The following is a 10,660-nucleotide window of genomic DNA, read 5'->3' as shown; positions in this document are numbered from 1 at the left end:
GGCGGGCACCACGTAAGAGTTCACACGGCGAACACGGCGAGCCACGGCGACCACGGCGGAAGAGGAAGAGGAGTTCGGAGTTCGGAGTTCGGAGTTCGGAGTTCGGAGCGGCAGCATGGGGGTTAGGTGCGAGTGTCAACCTTGGAGTTGCCGCCGGGTCCCCGTAATCTGTGTCAATCTGTGTAATCTGTGGATGTTTTCCCTTTTCTGCGTTCTCTGCGTGTTCTGCGGATGATTTAATCTTCTCGCCGTGTTCGCCGTGGCTCGCCGTGTTCGCCGTGTGAACCTCTGTCGTTGTGCCCGCCTGACCCGCTGTGCCCGCCGTGTCTCCGAACCCCGAACCCCGAACTCCGAACTTTCCCGGCCGTGCCCGCTGCTTACTCGACGGCGATCCAGTCGGCTTGCGCGTCGAGCAATTCGTCCACCATTTGACGGATCTGCGGCAGGGTGCAAACCGCCGCGGTCAGCGGGTCAAGCATGACGGCGTGGTAGACGGCTTCCTTGCTGCCGGTGAGGGCGGCCTCGACGATGAGTTCCTGAACGTTGATGTTCGTGCGGTTCAGCGCGGCGAGCTGAGGCGGCAACGACCCGACGTAACTCGGCTGAATCCCGTTGCCGTCCACAAGGCACGGCACCTCCACGCAGCAGCCTTCGGGCAGGTTATCAATCAGGTGCACGTTCGGCACGTTGCCGTTGATGCGGATCGGGCAGTTGGTCTCGATCGCCTCAATGATGTAGGACCCGTACTCGTGGGTGCGCGCCAGCGGCGGATCTTCCGCCAGGATTTCATCAAATTCCTGCTGGAACGTCTTTAAACGATTACGGCAGTGCCGCAGATAACCGCCGGTCCGGCCGTAATCGAGCCAGTCATTCACGTCACTGGTAAATTTCGGCACGAGCTCGTTCTCGACCATTTTTGCGTTTTTCCGGAAGTACGGAACGTACTCGCTGGTGTGGCCGCTCGATTCGGTGACGAAGTACCCGAAGTGCTTCAGGAGTTCGATCCGCGCGGGTTCTTCGCCGTAAATCTCGGGCCGGTTAACGGCGTCAAAGATGCGCGGGTAAAGGTCAACCTTGCCGCGCTGAAACTCCAGAAAGAACGACTGGTGGTTGATGCCGGCGCAGAAATAAACCACCTCCTTGTACGGCACGTCGACCCATTTGGCCAGCATCTCGCTCGTGCCTTGCACGCTGTGGCACAATCCCACGTGAGGCCGGCCCGTGCCGGCATCGACCGCCCAGCAATTGGCGGCCATCGGGTTCACGTAATTGAGCAGCAAGGCGTCCGGGGCGTGATCATCCATCTCCCGGCAAAGGTCGAGCAACACCGGGATGGTGCGCAGCGCGCGGAAGACGCCGCCCGGGCCGAGGGTGTCACCGACGCATTGTTCAACCCCGTACCGTTGGGGGATCTCGATGTCCAGGGCATACGCTTCCAGCCCCCCTTGCTGGAAGGTCGTAACCACGTAGTCCGCACCGCGGACGGCCGCCGCGCGGTCCAGGTGCGCCTCGACCCGGGCCGGGAGTTTTCGCTTATCGATGATGGCTTGGACGATCCGACGGGATTGTTCGAGCCGCTGCCCGTCCACGTCCATGAGCGCAATGGTACTCCCTTCGAGCGCCGGGCATAGGAGGATGTCGTTGCAAAGGTTACGGGTGAACACCAGGCTGCCCGCCCCGATAAAGGTTATTTTTGGCATAAAACTACAGGAAGAACTGCTGATAATTTGTCCCGCCGCACCGCACCTCACCGCGCCGTATCCGCCGGGCGGACGAGCGAGCGAGCGAGCGGGACGGCGGGTAGAGTCTGATTCAGTTACAGTTACGTCACTTGACCGCACCGGCCGTGAGCCCGGCTACCAGCCGGCGCTGCACGATGGAGAAAAACACGATCGTCGGCACGATGGCCACGACCGTTCCGGCCGTGATCATGCCCCATTTCACCTGCAGGCTGCTCATGAACGTCTGGAGCGCGATCGGCAGCGTCTGGGTGCTCGTGCTTTGCGAAAGGATGGAGACAAACAGGTAGTCGCCCCACGACACCACGAAGGCGAAAAACCCGGCAACGACCAGGCCGGGTACGGCGATCGGGTAGATGATCCTGAACAACACCCCGAGCCGGGAACAGCCGTCAATCGCGGCCGCCTGGTCCAGTTCCCGGGGAATGGCGTTAAAATAGCCGGTCAGCATCCACAGCCCGAACGGCAGGGTGATCGAGGTGTGGGTGAGGATCAGCCCGACGTGGGTGTCGACCAGGCCGAGGTTCGACATCAGCACGTAAAACGGGATCAGGATCAGCACGTACGGAAAGAACTGGGGCAGCAGCGCCGCCGTCATGAAAAGCTGTTTGCCGCGCAGGGCAAACCGGCTCAACCCGTACGCGGCCAGGCTGCCCAGAAAAACCACCAGCAGCGTGGTGGCGATGGCGATCACGACCGAGTTCACCAGGAACCCGACGAGCCCGTTGATTTGAAAGACCTCGGCGTAATTCGCCAGCGTCAAATCCCCCGGCGCCGGCCAGAGTTGGCCCGTTTGAATCGAGTCATTGCTGCGAAAACTCGCGAACACCAGCCAGACGATCGGCAACAGCAAAAACAGGAAGGTGATGAGCAATCCTCCATAGATGAGGAGCAGACGGCCCGGCTTCAGGTCACTTTTCATCTGGCGTCCATTCCTCCGATCAGCCGGCGGCAGAGAAACACCAGCAGGACGAGCACGACCAGCAGGACGACGCCGCCCGCACTGGAGTAGCCCAGGGCGTAACCCTGCCAAGACTGCTTGTAGATGTAAGTCGCCATGACCTCGGTCGCGTTCACCGGGCCGCCGCCGGTCGACAGGTAGACAAAATCGAAGTTGTTGAGGGTGAACGTGACGTGCAGCACGACCATCACGAGCATGATGTAACGCAGGTTAGGCAGCGTGACGTGCCAGAACTGCTTCCACGCGGACGCACCGTCGATGCGCGCGGCTTCATAGATGTCGACCGGAATCGCCTGCATCGCCGCCATGAAGGAGATCGCGTAAAACGGGATGTTGCGCCAAAGATGCATGATCAGCACGAACGCAAATGCCCAGCCCGGGTCGCCGAACCAGTTGCGGGCCAGGCTCCCCAGGCCGACTGAGCGCAGCAGGATGTTGATGAACCCGAAACTGGGCAGCGTGATGAACCGGAACATGACCACCGCGGTGATGATCGGCAGCACCCAGGTGATCATCGCGATGCTTCGGAAAAAATGGATTCCGGGAACGTTCTGGATCAACAGGTGCGCCACGATGAGGCCGAACACGACCTGGAGCACGACCGCCGCGATCGTCAATTGCAACGAGTGCACGAACGCGAGGCGAAAAACCGGGTCGCCGAACAGTTTCTGGTAGTTGGCCAGGTTAACCCAGTTCCAGGTGTTGGGGTTCAGCAGCGACTCGTCCGTGAATGACGCCAGAACGCCGCAAATCGTCGGGTAAAGGTTCAGGCCGAGAATGACCAGCAACGCGGGCGCGAGCAGCAGGTAGCCGAAACTGTCCTCGCCCAGCCGCGCGGCCCAACCGGTGGCGCCCCGGCGGGGCTTGCCCTGGGCGGCCGGTACAGCGGACGGTGTGGAGGGAGCGTTAAGCATGGGATCCCGGGCGGGGCCTGTGGCAGCCCCGCCCCTGAACACGTTGTTGTTATTTATATATCGTTACAGCTGGTTGTTTTTCGCTCGCTGTTCGAGCGCATTGTAGAGCTCTTTGCCGGTGTCCTCGGCCGTTTTGTTTTTGTAGATCACCTTCTGGAGCGCCTCGGTGATGTCGTTGACCACCAGGCCCCAGTTGATCGGCGCCAGAGCCACGCCCGTCCCCAACTGGGCCGTAAAGGCCTGCTGCCACCAGTCGTTTTTGAATTCCGGCAGGTCCGCGACATCTTTGCGCGGCGGGTTGACGCCCTCCAGTTTGTCGTCAAGCGCGACGAATGCCTTCGAGCCCAGCGTCTGGATCAGCGCCCAGGCGTCCTGTTTGTCCTTGCTCGCCGCATTCAGCATGATCGGCTTCACCTCAAGGTAGGTGGCCTGGGTCCCGCCCGGAGGCAACGGCAGCGCGATCACGCCGGTGTTCTCTTCCAGAACCTTGCGGCCCACCTCGCCCGTGGCGCGGTATTGCCAGATCCACGGGCCCATCGGCACCATCGCGGTCTTGCCGGCCACATAATCAGCGTCGGTCGCCTGGTAATCGTTGCCGCGCGCGTTCTGGTTCGCCGCGGACGGATTTCCCTTAAAGAAGGCGGCCTCGTACAGCTTGAGCACCGTCGCCAGTTTTTCCGGCGTGGTGTTCATCGACCATTTCTGGGTACCCTCATCCTGCTTGAACGGGTTTTCCCCGTTGTTCACCTGGAAAAAGAAAGAGATGAACTCCTGGAACGTGCGCACGCTGCCCGTCTTGGTGGTCAGACCCAGGCCGCTGACGCCCTGTTCCTTGGCGGAGATCATCCCGGCATCGTCGATCATCTCGTCCCAGGACTTGGGCGGCTGCAGATTGTATTTCTGCAACAGGTCCTTCCGGTAAAGCAGGACCCGGACATTGGTGTTGTACGGGACCCCGTAAACCTTGCCGCCGATGGTGAGGGCCTTGATCGTGCTCGGAACGAACTGGTCCTTGTCCGGCCACTTATCAAAGAGGTCATTGAGGGGCTCGATCAAGCCCGCTTTCTGATACGCAATCATGCCCTCAAGCACGCCTTCGATGACGTCCGGCTTGCCGCGCCGTCCCTGGACGATGAACTTCTGCTGCGCATCCTGGTACACCGGCGGCCCGTAATTGTTCGCCACCGTGACGCCCGAAGGCAGCTCTTTCGGGAAATTCTCTTTGGCCCAGTTCAGCAGGGGAACCTTGGCCGGGCCTTCCGATGCCATCGGAATGAACCAAAGGTCGAGTTCTTTGCTGACGCCGGAGGCCGCCGTCGAGAACAACGCGGCCGCAACCATCAAAATGTGTGGAAATCTGATTCGCATAATCGGGGGGCTTTTGAAACCGACTTCTAGCTTGGCTAAATCGGTTCAGGTCGCAATAGTCGGCTGTATCGGATGATAGTCATTTTGTGACCGGCGCCGCCGTGACCGACCGGTCCCAGACCCGATTGTGCACGCATGGAGCCCAGCGACGACGCCTTGACCCGCCTGTACCGGACCTTGCGAACGCTCCGGTGCCGTCCGGAGGAACCGCTCAACTATCAGGCACGCGTCCTGAGCGGGCTGGAGACCCACACGCATGCCCGGCATTACCGCTGGCACTGCCGCGAACGCGAAGGCGACGAGAAAAGACCCTTTCTGGTCTGGCAATACACCCTGTCAGGGCAGGGCGCCTTCCGTTCCGGCAGTTCGAGCCAGGAAATCCCAGTCAGCCCGGGTGATGCCTTTGCGACGGCCGTGCCCAGCGATGACCTCTATTTTCTGCCGCCCGGATCGCGCGAGTGGACGTTTTTCTGGCTCATCATCGACCATGAGTACGTCGTGCGGCGGATCCAGGCGTGCTTCCGGCCGGCCGGCCAAGTCTGGCGGTTGCCGCCCGAGTCCCCCCTGGTCGGCTGCGCCGTCGACCTGTACGACGCCGTGCGCGCCGCCTCGTTGCCGGATGAATTCGCCGAGGAAACTGCGCTCTTCCGGTTCCTCATCGAATACGAGCGGTTTGCGCACGCGCTGGTCTATCCCGCCGCTCGCCGGGAACGGTTGCTGGCCGATACCCGTGCAACGGTCCTGCAAGGAATGTCTCAGGCCGCGTTCAGCGTTCCTCAGATCGCGGAGAAGTACGGCATGAGCCGGACCCGTTTCTCCCATTACTTCCGCCAGATTACCGGGCTCAGCCCGGGAAGATTCATCGCCCAGGTCCGGATCGGTGAGGTCGCCCGCCTGTTGGTTTCATCCGACCTGAAGCTGGCCGTCATTGCCGAGTTGACCGGGTTTGCCGACGCCACCCATCTCGGCAAGGTCTTCCGCAAACACTTCCACCTTACCCCCGACCGTTACCGCCACATGACTCGGATTCGGTAACGTAGCGGGTAACGGGTAACGGGTTCATCACACGGCGGGTCCACAGATTAAATAAATCATCCGCAGAACACGCAGAGAACGCAGAAAAGAAAAAACATCCACAGATTACACAGATTAAGGGCACACGGCGGGCACAGCGGAAGAGGATCACACGGCGCCACGGCGGAACACGGCGACCACGGCGGGAAGAAGAGTTACAGAGTTGACATCGGCGACTCTTCCCCAAGCTCGTGGCCGACACCCGACACTCTCTTCCATTTGTGGCATTTTTCCGCTTGTGGCATTTGTGGCATTCTCTTCCGCTCCGAACTCCGAACCCCGAACTCCGAACTCCGAGCTCTACCCGACACCCTTACCAGTGCGCCGTATTTCCCTTGGCATTTCGGTAGGCGTGTATATTTTATAATATTAACTGTAATGATTGTATTGAGTAATTGAGCCAGACAGGAGGTCAGCGGCTCGTCCAAGCTCCTCGCTACCCACTTGGCCAGCAGTCCGGCACGTCACGATGCATACACGGCCAGCTCCAGCCTTGGTCATCCCGCAGAGATTTAACTAACCCCGGTCATCCCCGAGGCGCCCGCGGGGTTGGATAACGCCCGGTGTTATGAAGAGGTAGATTCTTCTACCTCGCAGAGGCGCTTTGTCTCCGCAGTATCCCCCCTTTGCCCTCAAAAAACCATCAACTGCCTGCGAACATGAAACTACTGCCATCCATCAGCAATCCGGACAGATGCGATCGGTCAATGTTCCCGACCGCAGCGCCCCAGTCATTGATCAATGCTTTGATTATCATTGTGATGCTTTTTGCAACGGCATGCCCGGTGCGTTCCGGTTCGCTCGCGTCGCCCTACACCGATCCCGCTTACCAGATCGATATCGCCTTTGGCGCCCACTCCCACTGGGTCCAGCCCTGGCGCGCCTACCTGGAAACCGTCCCGGCCACCCGGTTCCTCAACGGCACCGGCGTAGTCCTCAGCAGCACCGGTAACGCTGACCTGGTTCTTCAGCACCTGGCCCGCCACGGCATCAAGCTCACCCGGATCGAGATCGGTTGGGGCAACCTGAATTACAATGACGACTCCCTCACCTCCGCCTCACTGAAGGCGGCCCTGCAAGCATGCGGGAAGTGGGGTATCCGGCCGATTATCCTGTTGAACGCCAATCAGGGCGATCCTTGCCCGCTTCAGGTACTCAGTCGCACCGTCACGGCGGCAGCAGCTGCGGGGGCCACGACCGTACAGCTGGATGATACGTCCGGCCTGGTGCTCGGGCGCAGTGGTCTCAGCAACCTGACCACAGGCTGGGCCGCCGAGGCCCTGATCACCGCCGTCAACGGCAATACCGTGACCCTATCCAAGCCGCTGCCGAAAGCGATTCCCGCCGATAGCCGCGTGAGCATCGCGACCCTGAAGTACCGTCCCTTCTCGCCCCCCGGCACCACCGACTACGCGGAGACGATCGCCGCCTGGCAACGATACGTACGGATCGTGGCCGCCTTCGCGGCCGATGCGCTCGGCACCACGGGTGCCGCCGGCGACAAAGGCTTTGACCTGGAGATCTGGAACGAGCTCACGTTCGGTTCGAATTTCCTCTATATCAATACCTACTACCAACCGGCCCTCTACAACTATAATCAAGCGGTGATCTGGGGTAACCTGCTGCAGGCCACGGCGGATTGCGTCCAGCAGAACCCGGCTGCCTTCAGCGGGGTGCAGCTGGCCGACGGCTTTGCCAGCACGATTCCCTGGCCGTGCTCATCCCAGGAGCCGGTTCGAATCACTGCACTCTGCAAGCATCCTTACCCGCGCAACCGGCAATTCCCCTCCGGAGACAACGGGACAAACAGCGTCAGCGCCCAACTACAATTGGAGAACCCGGGGTGGGTACCGGCCTACCATTGCGCTTTTCCCGAATACTATGAGAACGCGGTTCAGACGGAACACATGATCCGGGACATGTCGCCGATCACGACGAACATCGGCCAATCCGGCCATGGGCGCTATGCCCGAGTGGTGGATGGTCAGGTGGTGAAGTGCGACGAATGGATTACGGAACTCGGATTCGACCCGTCTGAATTTGGAATCACCGACGCCTCGGCGGCACTGAACCTCAAAGCAAAAACCACCGCACGATTCCTCTGCTTCTGCCTGCAGAAAGGCGTTCCCAAGCTTACGCTTTATGGTTCGGGAGCCGGCGATCTATATTATGGGGTCGTGCAGGACAATTTTATCCGGTACGCAAACGGCAACGGTACCTACCCGGCCGACGATTCGCCCTACACCTCACCGGCATTGGCAGTTATTAAACGGATTGTCGACCTCATGAGCGAAGGCTTGGACCCCGCCCTGACCACGACCCGGAGCCTTCAGGTCACCGGCATCAGCGACGCGCATGACCATTACCAGTTCCCCGGCAACGGCACCGCCGCGTACCCTCCGTTTTACGACCGTGAGGCGCTTGCGATCCTGCCGTTCCAGGTCAATGCCGGCCGGTTCGTCATCCCTTATTACGTCATGACGCGTGACGTGACGCAAAGGTTCATCCCGGAGCCGTTCACCATCGGCCTTAAGGGCGTGAACGCCGCAAACGCGCGGATCAGCGCCTACGACCCGCTCAACGGCACGATGGTGCCGGTAACGGTCAACCGCAACAACGCCGGGGCGGGCGATACCATTGCCGTGACGGTCAACGCCGCCGATTATCCTTACCTCCTGGTCGTCGACGACGGCGCGGGCACCTGATACGACTTCCGGGACAACCTGCTACCCTTGTGCAGCGTAATTCTCGGCAGATGCGATGGTATAACCTAACCGGACCGGCACGGCGCCATGAGCGCCGCTGACTTCGATGCTGTGGTGGTCGGTGCCGGGCCGAACGGCCTGGCGGCGGCCATCACCCTGGCGCGGGCCGGTTGCTCGGTGCTGGTCCTGGAGGCTAATTCCACCATCGGCGGCGGCGCCCGCTCGGCGGAATTGACCCTGCCGGGCTTTGTGCATGACCTGGGCTCCGCCGTTCACCCCCTCGGAGCGGCCTCCCCGTTTTTCAGAACCCTGGCTCTCGAACGTTTCGGGCTCAGGTGGCTGCGGCCGGACATTCCGCTGGCCCACCCGCTCGATCACGGGACCGCCGCCTGCCTTTACGACTCCCTCAGCCGGACCGCCAGGGCGTTGGGCCCGGACGCCTGGACTTACCGGCAGCTCATCGGCCCTTCGGTGCGCCGGTGGGAAAAACTCGTGTTCGAGTTTCTGCAGCCGATGCTGCACCTGCCCCGGCATCCCTTCACCCTGGCCGGATTCGGCCTGCGGGCGATCTGGCCCGCGGCCGCGCTTACCAACACCGTGTTCAGCCGGGAACCGGCGCGCGCACTGTTCGCGGGCGTTGCCGCCCATTCATTCCTGCCGTTGGAAGCGCCGGTCTCGGCCGCCTTTGGGGTGGTGCTGGGGATGCTGGCCCACGCGGTGGGCTGGCCCATTCCGCTCGGCGGAGCGCAGGCGATCACCGACGCTCTGGCCGGCTGCCTGCGCGAACTCGGCGGAAAGATCGAGACCGGCGTACGGATCGGGCAATTCAGTGAAATCCCGTCCGCCCGGGCCATCTTGCTGGACCTGACCCCGTGGCAATTCGTCCAGATCGCCGGCCGGCAGCTTCCAGCCGGCTACCGGCGCCGGTTGGAGCGGTTCCGTCATGCCCCCGGGGTGTTCAAGGTCGACTATGCCCTTGATGGCCCGGTGCCCTGGACCGCCGAGGAATGCAGGAGAGCCGGCACGCTGCACCTGGGCGGCACGCTCCGGGAAATCGCCTTGGCGGAACGCCAGGCTGCTGCCGGCGCCGTGCCGGAACGCCCCTTCGTTTTGGTCAGCCAGCCCACCCTTTGGGATCGTACCCGGGCGCCCGCAGGCAAACACACGTTGTGGGCCTATTGCCACGTGCCCTACGGGTTGACCATCGACATGACGGACGCCCTTGAGCGGCAGATCGAACGCTTCGCACCCGGGTTTCGCGAACGCATCCTGATGCGGCACGTGTCAGGCCCTGCGGCCCTGGCACGGTTAAATGCCAACCTGATCGGCGGCGATATCAGCGGGGGCGCCAACAACCTTTGGCAGTTGATCGCACGCCCCGTGTTCGGGCCGGTGCCGTACCGCACGCCGCTGCGCGGGGTATATTTATGCTCCTCTTCCACCCCGCCGGGAGGCGGAGTGCACGGCATGGCCGGCTACGGGGCGGCTAAAGCCGCGCTGAACGACGTTCTCTGTCACACGGCGGCCACGACGTAAGAGTTCACACGGCGAACACGGCGGAACACGACGACCACGGCGGGAAGAGGGAAGAGGGGAGAGAGTTCGGAGTTCGGCGTTCGGGGTTCGGAGCTCGGAGACGTCCTATGACTGGATCCAATCTTTCGGCGGAACACGGCGGGAAGACGGAATCATCCGCAGAACACGCAGACGAACGCAGAAAAAGAATCCACGAAACCGGAGCTTGACATGGGCATCTCGCACCCATGATGCCACTCCGAACGCCGAACTCTTTCCCCTTCCCCCTCTTCCCGCCGTGGTCCGCCGTGTTCGCCGTGTGAACTCTTACGTTGTGCCCGCCCAACCCGCTGCGCCCGCCGTGTGACGGAACCCTCCCGTTTT

General features: G+C 61.7%; 7 protein-coding genes. 3 read left to right on the top strand and 4 right to left on the bottom strand.

What is annotated here, in order from left to right; translation table 11 throughout:
* Positions 1-377: 377 nt before the first annotated feature.
* From JO015_06535 to JO015_06520, 4 genes are all read right to left on the bottom strand, one after another.
* Positions 378-1,700, bottom strand: a complete 1,323-nt coding sequence (locus JO015_06535; protein MBV9998757.1) for an alpha-glucosidase/alpha-galactosidase — start codon at positions 1,698-1,700, stop codon at positions 378-380.
* Between the two features lie 127 nt (positions 1,701-1,827).
* Positions 1,828-2,661 (bottom strand): carbohydrate ABC transporter permease, encoded by an 834-nt coding sequence (locus JO015_06530; GenBank protein MBV9998756.1) that lies wholly within the window; start codon positions 2,659-2,661, stop codon positions 1,828-1,830.
* Positions 2,658-3,614 (bottom strand): sugar ABC transporter permease, encoded by a 957-nt coding sequence (locus JO015_06525; protein MBV9998755.1) that lies wholly within the window; start codon positions 3,612-3,614, stop codon positions 2,658-2,660. Before JO015_06525 ends, JO015_06530 begins: the two co-directional genes overlap by 4 nt.
* A gap of 63 nt (positions 3,615-3,677) precedes the next feature.
* The gene (locus tag JO015_06520; protein MBV9998754.1) at positions 3,678-4,982 is read right to left on the bottom strand and encodes an extracellular solute-binding protein; all 1,305 of its coding nucleotides are present in this window, start codon (positions 4,980-4,982) and stop codon (positions 3,678-3,680) included.
* Positions 4,983-5,117: 135 nt separating this feature from the next.
* On the opposite strand from JO015_06520, the gene JO015_06515 reads away from it, so the two are divergent.
* From JO015_06515 to JO015_06505, 3 genes are all read left to right on the top strand, one after another.
* Entirely contained in the window at positions 5,118-6,017 is a 900-nt protein-coding gene (locus tag JO015_06515) for an AraC family transcriptional regulator (GenBank protein MBV9998753.1), read from the top strand.
* 698 nt (positions 6,018-6,715) lie between these two features.
* Positions 6,716-8,761: a hypothetical protein gene (locus JO015_06510; protein MBV9998752.1), complete on the top strand. Its 2,046-nt coding sequence runs from the start codon at positions 6,716-6,718 to the stop codon at positions 8,759-8,761.
* Between the two features lie 87 nt (positions 8,762-8,848).
* On the top strand, positions 8,849-10,297 hold the full coding sequence (locus tag JO015_06505) for an NAD(P)/FAD-dependent oxidoreductase (GenBank protein ID MBV9998751.1): 1,449 nt from the start codon (positions 8,849-8,851) through the stop codon (positions 10,295-10,297).
* The last annotated feature ends 363 nt before the right edge of the window (positions 10,298-10,660 follow it).

The organism is Verrucomicrobiota bacterium (assembly GCA_019247695.1).
Lineage (GTDB): Bacteria > Verrucomicrobiota > Verrucomicrobiia > Chthoniobacterales > JAFAMB01 > JAFBAP01.
This window is presented reverse-complemented; position numbering and strand designations above follow the sequence as displayed.

Excerpts from the sequence above, each read along its gene's own strand:
- JO015_06525 (MBV9998755.1), bottom strand. The coding sequence starts at position 3,614 with ATGCTTAACGCTCCCTCCACACCGTCCGCTGTACCGGCCGCCCAGGGC.
- JO015_06505 (MBV9998751.1), top strand. The coding sequence starts at position 8,849 with ATGAGCGCCGCTGACTTCGATGCTGTGGTGGTCGGTGCCGGGCCGAAC.
- JO015_06530 (MBV9998756.1), bottom strand. The coding sequence starts at position 2,661 with ATGAAAAGTGACCTGAAGCCGGGCCGTCTGCTCCTCATCTATGGAGGA.
- JO015_06535 (MBV9998757.1), bottom strand. The coding sequence starts at position 1,700 with ATGCCAAAAATAACCTTTATCGGGGCGGGCAGCCTGGTGTTCACCCGT.
- JO015_06510 (MBV9998752.1), top strand. The coding sequence starts at position 6,716 with ATGAAACTACTGCCATCCATCAGCAATCCGGACAGATGCGATCGGTCA.
- JO015_06520 (MBV9998754.1), bottom strand. The coding sequence starts at position 4,982 with ATGCGAATCAGATTTCCACACATTTTGATGGTTGCGGCCGCGTTGTTC.
- JO015_06515 (MBV9998753.1), top strand. The coding sequence starts at position 5,118 with ATGGAGCCCAGCGACGACGCCTTGACCCGCCTGTACCGGACCTTGCGA.